The organism is Pseudomonas frederiksbergensis, assembly GCF_003732665.1.
GTDB lineage: Bacteria > Pseudomonadota > Gammaproteobacteria > Pseudomonadales > Pseudomonadaceae > Aquipseudomonas > Aquipseudomonas frederiksbergensis_G.
Genome location: NZ_MOBP01000023.1, coordinates 152,791 through 168,425, shown reverse-complemented (window position 1 = coordinate 168,425; position 15,635 = coordinate 152,791). Strand labels below are relative to the sequence as shown.

The window sequence follows — 15,635 nt, the reverse complement described above, 5'->3', positions numbered from 1 at the left end:
GCGTCAGCAGCGCAATAAACCGGACATCTTTGCGCAAGGCTTGGGGCCCAGCATCGCGGCCAATTCCTCCCGAGACTTGCGTCCATGTCGCCTTTCAACTGTGTTCCCTGGCTGGCCCGTAATACTTCGATTGCCGTGTTGGCCGCAGGATTGGCGGGTTGCAGCAGTCAACCGCCGGCCTCCTCAACCGTGACCTGCGCCGAAATCGGTTATTCGGTCTACGACCCGGCGGAACCGCTCAATCGCGGGGTCTTCGCCTTCAACCGAGTGCTCGACGACTACGCGTTGGCCCCGGTCGCTCGCGGCTATCGCTACTTGCCGGACTTTTTCCAGACGGGTGTGCATAACTTCGTCGCAAACTTCGGCGAGCCAAAGGTCTTTATCAACGACCTGCTGCAGGGCAACCCGATGCGCTCGGTCAACACCCTGGGGCGTTTCGCGCTCAATACCACCGTCGGCGTGGTCGGGTTGATCGACGTCTCCGGCAAGGTCGGCATCCCGCGCCACAACGCAGACTTCGGCCAGACCTTCGGCGTGTGGGGCATCGGCAATGGCCCGATTGTCGAACTGCCACTGTTCGGCACCTCCAACAGCCGCGACGCCGCCGGGCGCGTGTTGGGTTTTGTGGTCGACCCGTTCGGCAACAACAGCGACACCGTGGCCACCCTCTCCACGATCAACACCGTCGGCGGCATCGTCGATGGTCGCGCCGAAGCCTTGCCGCTCACTGACAGCCTGAAAAGACTGCCGGACTACTACAGCGCATTACGCAATGTAGTAGCCGAGCACCGGGCGGCGTATGTGGTGGATGGCAAACAGGGCTTGGCGCAGACGACTAAAACTCAATGCACGGGAGCGCCGGCTGATGGGTTCTGAAGGCAAGCGTCTGATATTGCAACAGCAGGTGACTCAGAACGACTCGGCCACTCTGCATTGCCGGGAGATTACGTTGCGGCTGTCGGCGGATTGTCGCGAGTTGGTGCTGAGCCGCTACACCGAACACTACGGGCCGGCGCTGGTGCGGTGGATGGAGCGCAGTCACACGGTGTCGGTGAGTGATTTGTTTCGGTGGTTGGTGGCGAATGGGGAGCGAGGCGTCATGAAGTCGGACGGCTAGTTGCAATTCATTGACATGCGCTGCGCTATCATCCCGGCATCTTTGCAGCCAGAACCCGGATATCCATGCCTTTGCCTCCGCCCGACGATCATCAATCCCTGCCACCCGTCCTCGTCGGGCCGTTGTTGCGGCGTCTGGAGCCTACGCGACTGGTGTTGTGGCTGGTAGGAACCCGGCCGTTGTCGCTGACGTTGCGTCTGCAAGGCATGAAGGACATTTCCCTGGATGCGTCGACGTGCAGCGTCATCCCGGTGGGCGCCCACGCCTTTGTGCACTTGATCGATGTATCGCTCGAAACCGCCCTGCCCTGGGACACGTTGATCGAGTACGACGTGCTGATCGACGGTTCGGGCATCGCCGACTGGGCTCCGCATTTGTTGTACGGCGACGCCCATTGCCCGAATTTCGTCCTGCGCTCTCGAATCGATCAAGTGTTGCACGGCTCCTGCCGTAAACCGCATTACCCGGCGGCGGATGGTTTGCTGTGTGTTGATCGGCTGTTGGCGACGGCGCATGAAGCGCTCGAGCGTCCGGCGCTGTTGATGATGAGCGGTGATCAGGTCTACGCCGATGACGTGGCCGGGCCGATGTTGCGGGCGATCCATGCCTTGATCCAGCGCCTGGGGCTGTTCGACGAGCACCTCGAAGGCGCCGTGGTCAGCGACAGCGCCACGCTCTACGGACACCCGGCCAGTTACTACCATCGTGCGGATTTGTTACCGGCGCTTGAGAGCAATGAAACCCTGCGCGAGCGATTTTTCGGCGGCGCCCGTAAGCCGATTTTCACCAGCAGCAGCGCCGACAATCATCTGGTGACGTTCGCCGAAGTCATGGCCATGTATCTGCTAGTCTGGTCGCCGACGCCCTGGACGTTGATCTCGCCACAACCCCCGGCGCTGACGCCCGAAAGGCTTGAGCGCTATGTGCTTGAGCAGACTCGTATCGACGAGTTCAAGGCTGGCCTCGGCGGGGTGGGCCGCGCAATGGCGCATCTGCCGTGCCTGATGATTTTCGACGACCACGATGTCACCGATGACTGGAATCTTTCCGCGCAATGGGAGGAAACGGCCTACGGCCATCCGTTCTCCAAGCGCATCATCGGCAACGCGTTGCTCGCCTATATGGTGTGCCAGGGCTGGGGTAATAACCCGGATGCGTTCGGCGCTGTGCTGGAGAAAACCCGTTTGTTGAGCGCCACCGAGCGCTACCTCGACAGCACCCTTCAAGATGAGTTGATCGACGAACTGCTGCGCTTCCAGAACTGGCATTACGTGTTGCCAACCACCCCGGCCCTGGTGGTGCTCGACACCCGCACCCGCCGCTGGCGCAGCGAGATGAACCTCAAGCAGCCTTCGGGCCTGCTGGACTGGGAAGCCCTCAGCGAGTTGCAACAGGAACTGCTGGATCACCCCTCGGCGATCATCGTTTCGCCGGCGCCGATCTTCGGCGTCAAGCTGATCGAAACCGTGCAGCGAGTCTTCAGTTGGTGCGGCTTTCCCCTGCTGGTGGACGCCGAAAACTGGATGGCCCATCGCGGCGCGGCCCAGGTGATCCTGAATATTTTCCGACACTCGCGCACACCCGGTAACTACGTGGTGCTGTCGGGCGATGTGCATTATTCCTTCGTCTACGAAGTATTTATCCGACACCGCAAGGCCGGCCCGCGCATCTGGCAAATCACCAGCAGCGGAATCAAGAACGAGTTCCCGCGAGCCTTGCTTGAATGGTTTGATCGCCTCAACCGCTGGCTCTACTCGCCCCGCTCGCCGCTGAACTGGCTGACCAAGCGCCGCCGCATGCGCATCGTCCCCCATGTTCCGGAACATGCTGAGGCGGGTGAGCGCCTGTGGAATTCGGCAGGGATCGGGCAGGTGCTATTTAATGAAAAGGGTCAGCCGCGGGAGATCTATCAGCACAACGCCGATGGTTCACCACGCACACGAATGGTTGCGCCGCAGTAGCCATTGAAGCGGTGGAGTGTCAGTCGATAACAATGGTTAAGCACAGTTCCACTGTGGGAGCGGGCTTGCTCGCGAAAACGGTATAACCTTCAACACATGTGCTGGATGTGAAGCAGCCTTCGCGAGCAAGCCCGCTCCCACATGTGCTCCTCGCTGACTTGAATAGCCAATGAACATGACTCAATCACTCGGCATGAACTTCGCCCGGACGCTGATCATCGGCAACTCCGGCGCGGGCAAGAGCTGGCTGGCCGAGCGCTTGGCCAAACGGCAGCATGTGCCGTGGATTGATCTTGACCGGGTTCACTGGATTTGCGATGAACACAGCATCGCCCGACCTCGAAATGAAGCCCTGGCAATAGCACGGGTGGCTGCCAGTGAAGAGTATTGGGTCATCGAAGGCGTCTACGGCTGGATCATCAGCGAACTGCTGCCCCAAGCGACAACGTTGATCTGGCTAAGCCCGGACGATGGCGATTGCGTCGCCCAAATCCGTCAGCGAGAAGCCCGGCGCGACGCCGACGATAAGTGGCTGATCGAGCTGCTGGAATGGGCCGGCAGCTATCGCAGCCGCGCAGGGTCCAGCGGATTCAAGGTTCATCAACGTCTGTTCCAAGGCTTTAGCGGTTCAAAACTGCAACTGACGAACCGGGCTGAAATCACAACATTCATCAACGCGTTACCCCCCCGCTAACCAAGGATGCGTCATGTTTGCACGGAGCAACTTAGTCCCCGAATTAATGGTCACCGACCTCACTGAAAGCCTGCATTTCTGGACGTTGCTGATCGGTTTCAACATCGCCTATGAACGCCCCGGTTTTGCCTACCTCAATCTCCAGGGCGTGCAGTTCATGCTTGAGCAATACCACCCGGGCGAAGGCCAGTGGCTGGCCGCGCCGCTGGAAGCACCGTTGGGGCGCGGCATCAACTTTCAGATAACCGTCAATTCGGTTGAACCCCTCCTCCAGCGACTGGCCGAAGTTCAATGGCCGCTGTTCCGGCCCTGCGCCGATACCTGGTATCGCGCGGATGCTGTGGAAGTCGGCCAACGTGAATTTCTGGTGCAGGACCCGGACGGTTATCTGCTCCGGTTGGTGGAAAGTCTGGGAGAGCGCCCGTGTTTGAACACATAGACCTGCATTATTTGCTCGGCACTTATGGTTATTGGGCGGTGTTCTTCGGCTGTTTGCTGGAGGGCGAAACCATCCTGATCCTCGGCGGCATGGCCGCTCATCAACACCTGTTGCACCTGTGGCCGGTGATTGGCTGGGCCAGCCTGGGCGGGATGCTCGGGGATCAGTTGCTGTTCTGGAGCGGGCGCTATTTCGGCGCACGCCTGTTGCCGCGCCTGCATCGACAACAAGCGGCGATCGATCGCGTGACAGGGCTGATTGCACGCTACCCCTCGACCTCGGTGTTTGCCGTACGGTTTCTGTACGGCATGCGCCTGGTCGGGCCGATGGTGATCGGAGCCAGCGGTTTATCGCCGCTACGGTTCTCGCTGTTGAATGCCTTGGGCGCGGCGGTCTGGGCCGTGGTGTTTGCCAGCGCCGGGTATTGGGCGGGAGAAGCGCTGGAGACGATGTTGGGGAATTTGAAACCCTATCGTTTGCCGATTGCGTTGGGGGTTGTGGTGTTGGCGGTGGTGGTTGCGTTGGTTCGGCATTGGCGGATGAAACATAAGGCGCGGGATGTTGAGTGATATTTTCGGGTGACGCTCGGGCTGATCACATACTTATCGGAATGGGATTACAGGGGTTGCGGAAACGTCTTGAAGAAGCTTAGGCGATACTCAATGCAGACGCGGATACATCGTCTGCGTAACGACCACTCGTAGGTATCGCCTTGTCATCCTGTACTCATTTCTGTACGTTCTTTGCATTGAGCGAGGACTACATCATGCAAACCATCAACTACACCACCGCGCGTGCACATCTGGCTGAAACCATGGATCGGGTCAATGAAGACCGTGCACCCCTCCTGGTAACTCGTCAGAAAGGCGAACCCGTGGTGATGATGTCTCTGGCGGAGTACAACGCTCTAGAGGAGACCGCGTACTTGCTACGTTCCCCGGCCAACGCTGAACGTTTGATCAAATCGATCGGCAACCTGCGAGCAGGGAAAGCCAAAGCCAGGCAACTTATTGAAGAATGAATATCGAGTTCACTACTGAAGGTTGGAACGACTACCTGTGGTTCCAGCAAAACGATAAGGCCGGGCTCAAACGGATCAACCTGTTGATCAAGGCAATACAGCGCGAACCTTTTAGCGGCCCCGGCAAGCCTGAACCGCTGAAACACAATCTGAGCGGCTTCTGGTCTCGCCGGATTACAACGGAGCATCGCTTGGTCTACGCGATCGAAGAGGGTGCGATACAGATCGTGATGTGCAGATATCACTACTGAGTATTCTCAGGCTGCCTTCAGCGCCCGGCAAACCCCTCTGACAATCATCTCCACTTCCCGCTCATCAATCGTCAGTGGCGGCAGCAAGCGAATGGTTTTGCCCCGGGTGACGTTGATCAGCAGGCCATGATCCCGGGCGGCGATCAGGGTCAGGTCGCGGATCGGTTGTTTGAGTTCGATGCCGATCATCAAACCCTGGCCGCGGATCGCCAGGACGTTCGGGTCGTCGGCCAGTTCGATGCGCAATCGGGCGAGCAGGCGTTCGCCTTTTACCTTGGCGTTTTCCAGCAGGCCTTGCTCTTCGATGATCTCCAGCACGGTGCAGCCGACCCGACAGGCCAGTGGATTGCCGCCGAAGGTGCTGCCGTGGCTGCCGGGGGTGAACAGTTCAGCCGCTTTGCCCCGCGCCAGGCAGGCGCCAATCGGCACGCCATTGCCCAAGCCTTTGGCCAGGGTCATGACGTCCGGGACGATGCCTTCGTGTTGGAACGCGAACCACTGGCCGGTGCGGCCGATACCGGTCTGGATTTCGTCGAGCATCAGCAGCCAGGCGCGCCGGGTGCAGAGTTCGCGTACAGCCTTGAGGTAACCGGGCGGCGCCAGTTGCACGCCGCTTTCGCCCTGGATCGGCTCCATCAGGATCGCCACGATTCTTGGGCCGTGGGCCTTTTGCACCTTATCCAGCGCCTTGAGATCGCCGAACGGCACCTTGACGAAATCCCCCGGCAATTCGCTGAAACCCAGGCGCACCGCCGGGCCGTCACTGGCCGACAAGGTGCCGAGGGTGCGGCCATGGAAAGCGTTTTCCATGACCACCACCAGCGGTTGTTCGATGCCTTTGTGCCAGCCGTAAAGCCGCGCAAGTTTAAGCGCCGTTTCGTTGGCCTCGGCGCCGGAGTTATTGAAAAACGCCCGGTCCATGTCTGAGAGGCGGGTCAGTTTCTGCGCCAGTTGTTGCTGCCAATCGATGCTGTACAGGTTGGAGGTGTGCAGCAGCAACCCGGCCTGTTCGCTGATGGCCGCCACGATTCTGGGATGAGAGTGACCCACGTTCGTCACCGCCACGCCCGCCACCGCATCCAGATACTCGCGCCCGGCCTGGTCCCACAGTCGCGTGCCCAGGCCTTTGCTGAAACTCAGGGCCAGGGGTTGGTAAGTGGTCATCAGGCAAGCGGCGGTCATGGCATCAAGCTCCATCAATGGTCGGTGTTTTTGCAGTATGGTTAGCCACCTGAGCTGGATAAACGTGGCAATACTTCAATCATTTAGAAGCTGGGCTTGATAATGGATTTATTCCAGGCAATGACCGTTTACGTGCGCGTAGTGGAAACCGGCAGCATGACCGCCGCCGCGTTCCAGTGCGAAATGTCCACGACCATGGTCGGTAATCACCTGCGGGCGCTGGAGCAACGCCTCGGCGTGCGCTTGCTCAACCGTACGACCCGGCGCCAGCGTTTGACCGAATTTGGCACCGCGTATTACCAGCGCTGCCTCGAAGTGTTGGGGCTGGTGGCCGACTCCGAACGCCTGGCCGAACAGGCCCTCGATGAACCGAGCGGCACCTTGCGCATCACCGCGCCGCTGACGTTTGGCACCGAGCGGCTGGCGCCGGCGCTCAGTGAATTCTCCTTGCGCTGCCCGCAGGTCAAACTGGACGTCGTGCTCACCAATGGCCGTCCGGACCTGCTGGAAAACGGTTTCGACGCGGCGATTCGCCTGGGGGCCATCGAGCCATCCAACATGATTGCCCGCCCCCTCATCGATTACACCCTGACAATGTGCGCCTCCCAGGCGTATCTGGCGCGCCGGGGCACCCCGCAAAAGCCCGAAGACCTGCAACATCATGACTGCCTGGCCTTCGCCTACCCGGCCGGCGACGACTGGCACTCGGTGGAAAAGCAATGGCGCCTGACCGGCCCTGAAGGCGAAGTGATGGTCGCAGTCAGCGGCCCGATGCTGATCAACAGCTCCGCCGGCCTGCATCAAGCGGCGCGCACCGGCATGGGCATCGTCATGGTCCCCGACGCGTTGGTGGAGCAGGACCTGAAAGACGGAACAATGGTGGCCTTGCTGCCGGACTACCAACTGCCGAGCCGGCCGATGCACCTGGTATACGCCCAGGATCGCTACCGTTTGCCGAAACTGCGCAGCTTCGTCGACTTCGCCGTGCAGATGTGGGGCAAGCACTAGCGGCAAGAAGCCGCCATGGACTAATCTGCTCGACGGGCGAGACACTTCGATATCAGGGCGGCAAGGAGAGCGGTGATGGGCGACGCATCGAATATCGAGCCGTTGAAGTTCAATCTCTCTGACTTCAACGAAGACCTGCTGCACACGATTATGGAACTGGTCAGCGACGGCATCTGGGACTGGAACGCCAACACCGGGTTCGTCTACCGCAACCCGGGCTGGTACGAAATGCTCGGCTACCCGCCGCACTCGCTGGACAACACGGTGCTGACCTGGGAAAGCGTGATGCATCCCGACGATTATGCGCGGGTCATGGCGTTGTTCGACGACTACCTGAGTCAGCGCGCCCCCGGCTATCAGGCTGAATATCGCTGCCGCCGGCAGGATGGCACTTACACCTGGATCGAAGATCGCGGCTACATCCTGGCGCGCAACGCCGATGGTTCGGTGGCACGGATGGTCGGCGCGCACCGCAGCATCGAAGACAAGAAGCGTCTGCTCGAAGAACTGCAGCGGCGCAACCACTCCCTCGAAGCCCTCGTCGAGGAGCGCACCCGGGAGCTGTCCCGGGTCAATCAGCAACTGCAAATCCAACTCGAAGAAAACCGCAAACTGGCGCAAACCGATGCCTTGACCTCGGTCGCCAACCGCTATCGCCTGGAAAAAGCCCTGCCCCAGGAATGTGACCGCGCCCAGCGTTTCCGGCAACCGCTGTCACTGATCGCCATGGACATCGACGACTTCAAAATCATCAACGATCACTACGGCCATGCACTGGGGGATGCGGCGTTGGTGCAAGTGGTCGACTGCCTGAAAAACTGCGTGCGCGACGGCGATTTGCTGGCCCGTTGGGGGGGTGACGAGTTCATTCTGATCCTGCCCAATACCTCGCTGGCCGATGCCCGCGGGCTCGCGGAAAAAATCCGTCATGACCTGACCAGCCTGCTACCCGTGGGGGACTTCCAGGTAACCCTGAGTTTTGGCGTGGTGCAACGCTTCGATGAGGAACAACAGACCGGTCTGCTGGCCCGGGCCGATCAGGCGCTGTATCGGGCGAAGGTGATGGGCAAGAATGTGATTTCCGGATGAGCGCCGGTGTACTTATTCGCGATATGACGCCTTCGGAAGTCGAATCCGTGAGGCTTTTTCTTGGGCACAATGGCTGGGCCCACCGTATCGGTTCGGCCGAGCATTTTGCGCAGCTGATTGCCAATTCCCAACGCACGGCGCTGGCGGTTAAAGACTCTCGAATCGTCGGGTTTGCTCGGGGCATTACCGACGGATTGTCCAACGGGTATCTGTCGATGGTCGTCGTGTGTGGGCAGCATCGACGTGATGGCGTAGGTCGCGCATTGGTTGAGCATGTGATGGGGGAAAACGCCGACATCACGTGGGTGCTGCGCGCAGGCCGGGAAGGTGCTTCGGCGTTTTTCTCCAGCCTGGGTTTTGAAGCCTCGACTATTGCCATGGAGCGTCGCCGGGGCAACTAGCCAAAACCGAGGCAACGCCAATCAAATGTGGGAGCGGGCTTGCTCGCGAAGGCGGCGTGTCAGTCGATGTAGATGTTGACTGATACGGCCTCTTCGCGAGCAAGCCCGCTCCCACATTGTTCTGTGACTGGCCCGAGGCTTATGACCCGGTCTTCACCAACACCGCTTTCTCCTGATAGCGATCCGGATACAGCTGCTTCAACTGCGCCACTTTCGGCATGTCGTTGATCACGATGTACGGATAGGTCGGGTGCTCGGTCAGGAAGTCCTGGTGATAATCCTCCGCCGGGTAGAAGCCGTTGTAGGTTTCCAGTTTGGTGACGATGGGTTTATTGAATAAATGCGCGGCGTCGAGCTGGGCGATGTAGGCCTGGGCGACGCGTTGCTGTTCAGGATTCTCCGGGAAAACCGCCGAGCGGTACTGGGTCCCGCTGTCAGGCCCTTGGCGGTTGAGTTCCGTGGGATTGTGGGCCACCGAGAAGTAGATTTGCAGCAGGCTGCCGTAGCTGACTTGCGTCGGATCGAAGGTGACTTCAACGGACTCCGCATGCCCGGTATCGCCCTCGCTGACCTTCTCGTATTCAGCGGTGTTGGCGGCGCCTCCGGCATAACCTGAAACAGCTTTCTTCACGCCTTTGACATGCTGGAACACACCCTGGACACCCCAGAAGCAGCCACCCGCGAACACTGCGGTTTCGCTGTGGGCCTGGGTGGTTTCGTCAAGGGTCGGTGGCGGGATGACCACGGCGTCTTCAGAAGCGCCGAAAGAGAACGCCGAGCATTGGCCGATGACGCTGGCCGCTGCCAGGCCCAGCAAGGCGCGGCGCCAGGTAAATAAAGTGTTCATGAGCTGACTCCTTGGAAAACGGGATCGTTATCAACCGAACGTAAAGGCATAGGCCGAGACGCCGGGGTCTAGAAATTCGATGCTGAAGATCCGGTCCGTTACGTCCCCGGATTGCCGCACCAGTTGATACAAACGCTGCTCGGTCACGCTGCCGCTGCCATCCGGCGCTACGTCGGTGCCGTGGGCCTCGCCCGGCGCCGTGCCGTCGATCAGGACTTTGAAGCGCACCGGTTTGCCGTCAGCACCAGGGCCGAGTACCAAATGCAGGTCGCGAGCATGGAAGCGGTAGACGATGCGGCTGGCCGCTGCGCTGGCAGTGGCGCGCTCCGGGCCGACATTCCATTGCCCACCCAGGCTCCAGTCATTGAGGGCCAGTTGCGCCGGTGGGCTGTAGGTCGCCACCTTGTCGGCCGTAAAGCCTTTTTCAGGGACAAAATTCTCCGCACGCTGATAGCCGACGTAGGTTTCCGGTGACAGCGCTTCCTGCATGTCCGGGGCGAGCTGGACGCCCTCGGCGCTGGCATTGATCAGGCCATCCGCGACCTTGGTTGCCCCTGCTTCCTTCAGCAGTTGCTGGATCACGCGCTCCGACTCGGCGTATTCGCCTTCGCCAAAGTGGTGATAACGGATGCGCCCCTGGGCGTCGGCGAAGTAGTGCGCCGGCCAGTACTCATTGTTGAACGCGCGCCAGATCTTGAAATCGTTGTCGATGGCCACCGGGTAGTTGATGCCCAGGTCCTTCATGGCTTTGGTGACGTTGCCGACATTGCGTTCGAAGGCGAACTCCGGCGCATGCACGCCAATCACCACCAGCCCCTGATCACGGTACTTTTCGGCCCAGGCTTTGACATACGGCAACGTGCGCAGGCAGTTGATGCAGGAGTAGGTCCAGAAATCCACCAGCACGACTTTGCCCTTCAGCGCCTCGGCAGTCAGCGGTGGCGAGTTGAGCCATTGCACGGCGCCATCCAGCGGTGGGAGATTGCCCTCGACGGGCAGCGTGCCCGGGGTTTTTTCCGCCACTTGCATGGCACCGCCCGCGTCCGCAATCGCCGCGCTGTTATTCGGTGATTTGCCGGCCAGTCGGCCAACCAGGGCCTGTTCAATGCCCCCGGTGGAAGCGGTCGACACACGCGCCAGAATCCCGGTGTCCAACCCCAGGGCTATCGCAGCCACCCCCGCCAGCATCATTGCGCCGAGCCCCCGGCGTACCCACTCGCCAGCACCGATGGAACGCTTCATCGCGGCGAATACCTTACCGCCCAGCAACAACGCCACGGCCAGGGACGTTGCCGCACCGGCGGCATACGCCAGCAACAACAAGGTCGTACCAATGCTCGCCCCTTGCAGCGCCGCACCGGTCAGCACCAGCCCCAGGATCGGCCCGGCGCAAGGCGCCCAGAGCAGGCCCGTGGCCACGCCAATCAGGAACGAAGCGCCAGGACGCGGCCGGGCATCGGCGCCCGCCACTTCCGATAGCCGACTGCCCGCCGCTACCAGTGGACGGGTCAGGCGATCGGCCAGTTTTGGCAGCAACAGTGTCAGGCCGAACAGCGCAACGAACACCAGTGCGAGCCAGCGACCATACTGATTGAGCTGCACCACCCAACCGCCGCCCACTGCCGCCAGCGTAGCGACGAGGGCGAAGGTCATGGCCATCCCCACCAGCAGCGGCAAGCCACTTTTCACAAATGGCTGCCCGGTGCGGGCGAAGACGAAGGGCAGTACCGGCAGGATGCACGGGCTGACAATGGTCAGCACACCACCGAAATAAGACAGAACCAGAAGCCACATAGCGTCGACCTGCATCAAGTGAAAGAACGTAAATGCCAGCGGATCAAGCCGCCTGTGGCTCGAAGGTCATTGCCAGGCCATTCATGCAATAGCGCAGGCCCGTCGGTTTAGGCCCGTCGTCGAACACATGGCCCAGGTGACCGCCGCATCGCCGGCAATGCACTTCTTCGCGCAACACGCCGAAGGAGCGGTCCTGACGCGTGGCCACGGCCTTGTCCAGCGGTGCCCAGAAACTTGGCCAACCGGTGTGGCTGTCGAACTTGGTGTCTGACGAAAACAACGCCAGATCACACCCTGCGCAAGAAAAAGTGCCTGCCCGATGTTCGTTGTTCAACGGGCTGCTGTAGGCCCGTTCGGTGCCTTCCTCGCGCAGGATTTCGTACTGCTCGGCGCTGAGGCGTGTGTGCCACTCACTGTCGGTGTGGGTCACTTCGAAAACCTGCGCCGCATCGGCGTCGCTGATCAGCGCCGAGCTCACCGAAAATTTTGGCAATACACCGATCACCAGGGCTGCAGCCCCCAGCCCGCCGCTCGTTAGAAGAAATTGTCTGCGTGAAAACATGGCCGTCTCCAAAAATCCAAAGTACCTGTCATGGAACACAGCCTAGGCTTGGGTTGATCGCCAAATCCTCACGGGGAGTTAAACAATTCGTGATAACTCCCTCCGAGGAAAACCCGCACAATGTGCCCATTCGCAACAAAGGATTGAGCTTGATGGAACAGACTAAACGCGTCCTGGTGGTCGAGGACGACCTGCATATCGCCGACCTTATCTGCCTGCATCTTCGCGATGAGCAGTTCGAGGTGGTGCATTGCGCCGATGGGGACGAAGGCATGCGCCTGTTGCAGCAAGGAAGCTGGGACGCGCTGATCCTCGACCTGATGCTGCCCGGTGTCGATGGCCTGGAAATCTGCAAACGCGCCCGGGCCATGGCCCGCTACACGCCGATCATCATCACCAGTGCGCGCTCCAGCGAATTGCACCGCATTCTGGGCCTGGAGCTGGGGGCCGACGATTACCTGGCCAAGCCGTTTTCCATGCTCGAGCTGGTGGCCCGGGTCAAGGCGCTGCTGAGGCGGGTCGATGCCATGGCCCGCAACCTGAAGATGGACGCCGGCAGCCTGATCGTCGACGGCCTGTCCATCGACCCGATCACCCGGGAAGTGTCCCTCGACGGCCGCCGTCTGGACCTCACGCCACGGGAGTTCGACCTGTTGTATTTCTTCGCCCGCCAACCGGGCAAGGTGTTTTCACGCATGGACCTGCTCAACGCCGTGTGGGGCTACAGCCACGAAGGCTATGAGCACACGGTCAACACCCACATCAATCGCCTGCGGGCCAAGATCGAAACCGATCCGGCCCAACCGGTGCGCATCCTCACGGTGTGGGGGCGCGGCTATAAATTCGCGGTACTTGAGGACCAGCCATGAGATTGACCCTGACCCAGCGCCTGTCCCTGGTGTTCGCCGTGTTGCTGCTGGTGTGCTGCGGCACCTCGGCGTGGATGCAGGTGCGCGCCAACCAGATGCATGAGCTGGAAGTGGTGCAAGGGTTGTCTCGCGACCTGGCCCAGCACATCGCCCACGACACGGTGCTGATGGACACCAAGGGCCTGATGCCCAATGCCGTGCGCGACCTGTTCAACCAGTTGATGCTGGTCAACCCGAGTGTCGAGGTCTATCTGCTGGACAGCGAAGGCAAGATTGTCGGCAGCGCCGCGCCGGAAGGCCGGATACGCCGCAACCAGGTCGATCTGCAGCCGATCCGGCATTTACTCAAGGGCGATGCCCTGCCGATCCTCGGCGACGACCCGCGCAGCATCGATGGCCGCAAGGTGTTCAGCGCCGCGCCGCTGCAGGTCGACGGCAAACCGGCCGGTTACCTGTATGTGGTGTTGCTCAGCGAAGAACATGACCGCTTCGCCGAACGCGGTGCCACCAGCGCCGCGCTCAATACCGCGCTGCTGTCCATCGGTCTGGTGGCGCTGTTGTGCCTGATTGCCGGCCTCACGGCTTTTGCCCTGATCACCCGGCCATTGCGGCGCTTGACCGAGACCGTCAGCCAGTTCGACATCGACGGCGTGCCGGTCACGCCACCGACGCCAGCCCCGGCGGACAAAGCCGCCAGCCATGACGAGATTGCCGTGCTCGACGCCGCGTTCCGGCAGATGCAAACCCGCCTCGGTGAACAATGGCGCTCGTTGACCCGCCAGGACCAGGAACGCCGCGAACTGGTGGCAAACATCTCCCACGACCTGCGTACCCCCCTGGCCTCGCTGCACGGTTACCTGGAAACCCTGTCGCTCAAGGACGCCACGCTCTCCCCCGCCGACCGCCGGCGCTACCTGGGCATTGCCCTGGATCAGAGCCGCAAGGTCGGTGGTCTGGCGCAATCGCTGTTGGAGTTGGTGCGCCTGGAACACGGCTTTGTGCAACCGGTGCTGGAGCGGTTCTCCATGACCGACCTGGTGCAGGACATCTTCCAGAAATTCGAACTCACCGCCGAAGCGCGACAGGTGGAACTCAAGGCGACCTTCGCCCCCAACGTTTCCGCGGCCTGCGCCGACCTGGGGCTGATCGAACGGGTGCTGACCAACCTGTTCGACAACGCCCTGCGCCATACGCCCCAGGGCGGTGAAATCGAACTCAGCCTGCGACCTCAAGGTGCACTAGTCGAAGTGACCATCAGCGACACTGGCCCCGGTATCGCCGCCGAACTGCGCGAAGGCCTGTTCCTGCGGCCGTTCAACATTGGCGGTGCGCGGCGCGATGGCGGGTTGGGGTTGCGGATCGTCCATCGGATCCTGCAACTCCATGGCCGCGACATCCAACTGGTCGATGTTCCGGGGCGCGGCGCAACCTTCCGCTTCACGTTACCCGTGGACGAGCAAACCGCTGAGCAAGGGCTGGTTCGTTCGATGAATCTGAATTCGCCGGGGGCATAGGAGCATTCAAATACACCCACTCGCCTGTTGCCCCGTGACAACGCCGTCCCGGTCCAATAGATTAGGCGCCCTGAAAAGGCCCAGCGCTTTCTCGCCTCAACTCAAGTTAAAAGAAGTAGTGAAATTTCAATGTCCGATTCCAACACCGCTGAATCCGTAGTCACCTTGTCGTCCAAAGCGGAATACGAAAACTCCATCAATCTTTCACAGCACGTGCCCCAGGCCAAGACCATCAGCGAGATGGTCCTGGATGCTTTCCAGTCGACCCGGGAAAGTGACCAGATTCGCGAGCTGCGCGCCGCGATTCGCCAGGCTCACGACAACTTCGACGACGATAAAGCCTACGAACTGATGGGCGAACTCAAGCAACTCAAGGATGCCGAGGCCTCCGACATTGCTGCCCTGGAAGACCTGAGCAGCAAATTCCCGATCAGCCGCATCCTGTCCAGCTTCAAGGACGACCCGGCGTTCCAGGAAATCGTTTATGGCCTGGCGCTGAAGGTGCTGAACCAGACGCATCAAGCCATCAGCAACCCGAGCAGCGGCAAGAGCAAGGTGGCTCGCGCCAAGAAAGAAGTCGAAGTGTTCACCATCAGCAAGGATGGCGTGAACGTCACCCTGCCGCTGCGCACGCCGCGCTCACGCCTGAACGTTGACCGCGAAGCCCTGGAATTCCTCGGTTTCACTTTCGTCGGCGAAGGCGAGGAAGCGGAACTGGAAAACGAAACCTTCCTGGACAATGCCGGGACGGAACAAGCGGTCAACCGCAAGAACATCATCACCGCGCTGCAACAGCAAACCGCGTTTGAGGGTTACAGCATTACCGCGCAGTAAAAGCCCCACCATCAAAAAGCCCCGCGCTGAACTTCAGCGCGGGGCTTTTTGT

The 15,635-nt window shown here is 60.7% G+C and carries 18 protein-coding genes; 14 read left to right on the top strand and 4 right to left on the bottom strand.

What is annotated here, in order from left to right; translation table 11 throughout:
• Positions 1 to 84: 84 nt before the first annotated feature.
• The 8 genes from BK665_RS30515 to BK665_RS30480 all read left to right on the top strand — a co-directional run bounded on the left by BK665_RS30515 (position 85) and on the right by BK665_RS30480 (position 5,483).
• On the top strand, positions 85 to 876 hold the full coding sequence (locus BK665_RS30515; protein ID WP_123410201.1) for an MlaA family lipoprotein: 792 nt from the start codon (positions 85 to 87) through the stop codon (positions 874 to 876).
• The gene (locus BK665_RS30510; protein WP_123410200.1) at positions 866 to 1,117 is read left to right on the top strand and encodes a hypothetical protein; all 252 of its coding nucleotides are present in this window, start codon (positions 866 to 868) and stop codon (positions 1,115 to 1,117) included. Before BK665_RS30515 ends, BK665_RS30510 begins: the two co-directional genes overlap by 11 nt.
• Before the next feature lie 65 nt (positions 1,118 to 1,182).
• Positions 1,183 to 3,078: an alkaline phosphatase D family protein gene (locus BK665_RS30505; RefSeq protein ID WP_123410199.1), complete on the top strand. Its 1,896-nt coding sequence runs from the start codon at positions 1,183 to 1,185 to the stop codon at positions 3,076 to 3,078.
• Between the two features lie 169 nt (positions 3,079 to 3,247).
• Positions 3,248 to 3,772: a P-loop NTPase family protein gene (locus BK665_RS30500; protein WP_259699675.1), complete on the top strand. Its 525-nt coding sequence runs from the start codon at positions 3,248 to 3,250 to the stop codon at positions 3,770 to 3,772.
• Positions 3,773 to 3,785: 13 nt separating this feature from the next.
• Positions 3,786 to 4,211: a bleomycin resistance protein gene (locus BK665_RS30495; protein WP_123410198.1), complete on the top strand. Its 426-nt coding sequence runs from the start codon at positions 3,786 to 3,788 to the stop codon at positions 4,209 to 4,211.
• A complete protein-coding gene (locus tag BK665_RS30490) occupies positions 4,196 to 4,780 on the top strand; it encodes a DedA family protein (protein WP_123410197.1) in 585 nt (194 codons plus the stop codon). The genes BK665_RS30495 and BK665_RS30490 overlap by 16 nt, the downstream gene beginning before the upstream one ends.
• Positions 4,781 to 4,977: 197 nt before the next feature.
• Complete coding sequence (locus tag BK665_RS30485; protein ID WP_123410196.1) at positions 4,978 to 5,232, top strand: type II toxin-antitoxin system prevent-host-death family antitoxin; 255 nt, start codon at positions 4,978 to 4,980, stop codon at positions 5,230 to 5,232.
• A complete protein-coding gene (locus BK665_RS30480) occupies positions 5,229 to 5,483 on the top strand; it encodes a Txe/YoeB family addiction module toxin (protein WP_123410195.1) in 255 nt (84 codons plus the stop codon). Before BK665_RS30485 ends, BK665_RS30480 begins: the two co-directional genes overlap by 4 nt.
• A gap of 6 nt (positions 5,484 to 5,489) precedes the next feature.
• On the opposite strand, the gene BK665_RS30475 is transcribed toward BK665_RS30480, so the two are convergent.
• A complete protein-coding gene (locus BK665_RS30475) occupies positions 5,490 to 6,665 on the bottom strand; it encodes an aspartate aminotransferase family protein (protein ID WP_123410194.1) in 1,176 nt (391 codons plus the stop codon).
• A gap of 102 nt (positions 6,666 to 6,767) precedes the next feature.
• Between BK665_RS30475 and BK665_RS30470 the strand changes: the two genes are divergently transcribed.
• The 3 genes from BK665_RS30470 (at position 6,768) to BK665_RS30460 (ending at position 9,163) form a co-directional block, all read left to right on the top strand.
• Positions 6,768 to 7,673 (top strand): LysR family transcriptional regulator, encoded by a 906-nt coding sequence (locus BK665_RS30470; RefSeq protein ID WP_123410193.1) that lies wholly within the window; start codon positions 6,768 to 6,770, stop codon positions 7,671 to 7,673.
• 75 nt (positions 7,674 to 7,748) lie between these two features.
• Positions 7,749 to 8,762, top strand: coding sequence for a sensor domain-containing diguanylate cyclase (locus tag BK665_RS30465; RefSeq protein WP_123410192.1), 1,014 nt, complete (start codon positions 7,749 to 7,751; stop codon positions 8,760 to 8,762).
• Complete coding sequence (locus tag BK665_RS30460) at positions 8,759 to 9,163, top strand: GNAT family N-acetyltransferase (protein WP_123410191.1); 405 nt, start codon at positions 8,759 to 8,761, stop codon at positions 9,161 to 9,163. Before BK665_RS30465 ends, BK665_RS30460 begins: the two co-directional genes overlap by 4 nt.
• Before the next feature lie 139 nt (positions 9,164 to 9,302).
• Here BK665_RS30460 and msrA read toward each other — a convergent pair whose 3' ends face one another.
• The 3 genes from msrA to msrB are packed head-to-tail and all read right to left on the bottom strand — an operon-like array spanning position 9,303 to position 12,366.
• On the bottom strand, positions 9,303 to 10,010 hold the full coding sequence (gene msrA, locus BK665_RS30455; protein ID WP_123410190.1) for a peptide-methionine (S)-S-oxide reductase MsrA: 708 nt from the start codon (positions 10,008 to 10,010) through the stop codon (positions 9,303 to 9,305).
• 30 nt (positions 10,011 to 10,040) lie between these two features.
• Positions 10,041 to 11,804: a cytochrome c biogenesis protein DipZ gene (locus BK665_RS30450; protein WP_123410189.1), complete on the bottom strand. Its 1,764-nt coding sequence runs from the start codon at positions 11,802 to 11,804 to the stop codon at positions 10,041 to 10,043.
• A 43-nt stretch (positions 11,805 to 11,847) separates the two neighbouring features.
• Positions 11,848 to 12,366 carry a peptide-methionine (R)-S-oxide reductase MsrB gene (msrB, locus tag BK665_RS30445; protein WP_123410188.1) on the bottom strand — a complete coding sequence of 173 codons (519 nt, stop codon included), beginning with the start codon at positions 12,364 to 12,366 and terminating at the stop codon, positions 11,848 to 11,850.
• A gap of 152 nt (positions 12,367 to 12,518) precedes the next feature.
• Here msrB and BK665_RS30440 point away from each other — a divergent pair, with 152 nt between their 5' ends.
• The 3 genes from BK665_RS30440 (at position 12,519) to BK665_RS30430 (ending at position 15,583) form a co-directional block, all read left to right on the top strand.
• Positions 12,519 to 13,235 (top strand): response regulator transcription factor, encoded by a 717-nt coding sequence (locus tag BK665_RS30440; RefSeq protein ID WP_123410187.1) that lies wholly within the window; start codon positions 12,519 to 12,521, stop codon positions 13,233 to 13,235.
• Positions 13,232 to 14,749 carry a sensor histidine kinase gene (locus BK665_RS30435; RefSeq protein ID WP_123410186.1) on the top strand — a complete coding sequence of 506 codons (1,518 nt, stop codon included), beginning with the start codon at positions 13,232 to 13,234 and terminating at the stop codon, positions 14,747 to 14,749. The genes BK665_RS30440 and BK665_RS30435 overlap by 4 nt, the downstream gene beginning before the upstream one ends.
• Before the next feature lie 129 nt (positions 14,750 to 14,878).
• Positions 14,879 to 15,583 (top strand): hypothetical protein, encoded by a 705-nt coding sequence (locus tag BK665_RS30430; RefSeq protein ID WP_123410185.1) that lies wholly within the window; start codon positions 14,879 to 14,881, stop codon positions 15,581 to 15,583.
• Positions 15,584 to 15,635 lie beyond the last annotated feature (52 nt).

Bases quoted from the DNA above. Each gene is read 5' to 3' on its own strand.
- BK665_RS30515 (WP_123410201.1), top strand. From the start codon at position 85: ATGTCGCCTTTCAACTGTGTTCCCTGGCTGGCCCGTAATACTTCGATT.
- BK665_RS30510 (WP_123410200.1), top strand. From the start codon at position 866: ATGGGTTCTGAAGGCAAGCGTCTGATATTGCAACAGCAGGTGACTCAG.
- BK665_RS30505 (WP_123410199.1), top strand. From the start codon at position 1,183: ATGCCTTTGCCTCCGCCCGACGATCATCAATCCCTGCCACCCGTCCTC.
- BK665_RS30500 (WP_259699675.1), top strand. From the start codon at position 3,248: ATGAACATGACTCAATCACTCGGCATGAACTTCGCCCGGACGCTGATC.
- BK665_RS30495 (WP_123410198.1), top strand. From the start codon at position 3,786: ATGTTTGCACGGAGCAACTTAGTCCCCGAATTAATGGTCACCGACCTC.
- BK665_RS30485 (WP_123410196.1), top strand. From the start codon at position 4,978: ATGCAAACCATCAACTACACCACCGCGCGTGCACATCTGGCTGAAACC.
- BK665_RS30480 (WP_123410195.1), top strand. From the start codon at position 5,229: ATGAATATCGAGTTCACTACTGAAGGTTGGAACGACTACCTGTGGTTC.
- BK665_RS30475 (WP_123410194.1), bottom strand. From the start codon at position 6,665: ATGACCGCCGCTTGCCTGATGACCACTTACCAACCCCTGGCCCTGAGT.
- BK665_RS30470 (WP_123410193.1), top strand. From the start codon at position 6,768: ATGGATTTATTCCAGGCAATGACCGTTTACGTGCGCGTAGTGGAAACC.
- BK665_RS30465 (WP_123410192.1), top strand. From the start codon at position 7,749: ATGGGCGACGCATCGAATATCGAGCCGTTGAAGTTCAATCTCTCTGAC.
- BK665_RS30460 (WP_123410191.1), top strand. From the start codon at position 8,759: ATGAGCGCCGGTGTACTTATTCGCGATATGACGCCTTCGGAAGTCGAA.
- msrA (WP_123410190.1), bottom strand. From the start codon at position 10,010: ATGAACACTTTATTTACCTGGCGCCGCGCCTTGCTGGGCCTGGCAGCG.
- BK665_RS30450 (WP_123410189.1), bottom strand. From the start codon at position 11,804: ATGTGGCTTCTGGTTCTGTCTTATTTCGGTGGTGTGCTGACCATTGTC.
- msrB (WP_123410188.1), bottom strand. From the start codon at position 12,366: ATGTTTTCACGCAGACAATTTCTTCTAACGAGCGGCGGGCTGGGGGCT.
- BK665_RS30440 (WP_123410187.1), top strand. From the start codon at position 12,519: ATGGAACAGACTAAACGCGTCCTGGTGGTCGAGGACGACCTGCATATC.
- BK665_RS30435 (WP_123410186.1), top strand. From the start codon at position 13,232: ATGAGATTGACCCTGACCCAGCGCCTGTCCCTGGTGTTCGCCGTGTTG.
- BK665_RS30430 (WP_123410185.1), top strand. From the start codon at position 14,879: ATGTCCGATTCCAACACCGCTGAATCCGTAGTCACCTTGTCGTCCAAA.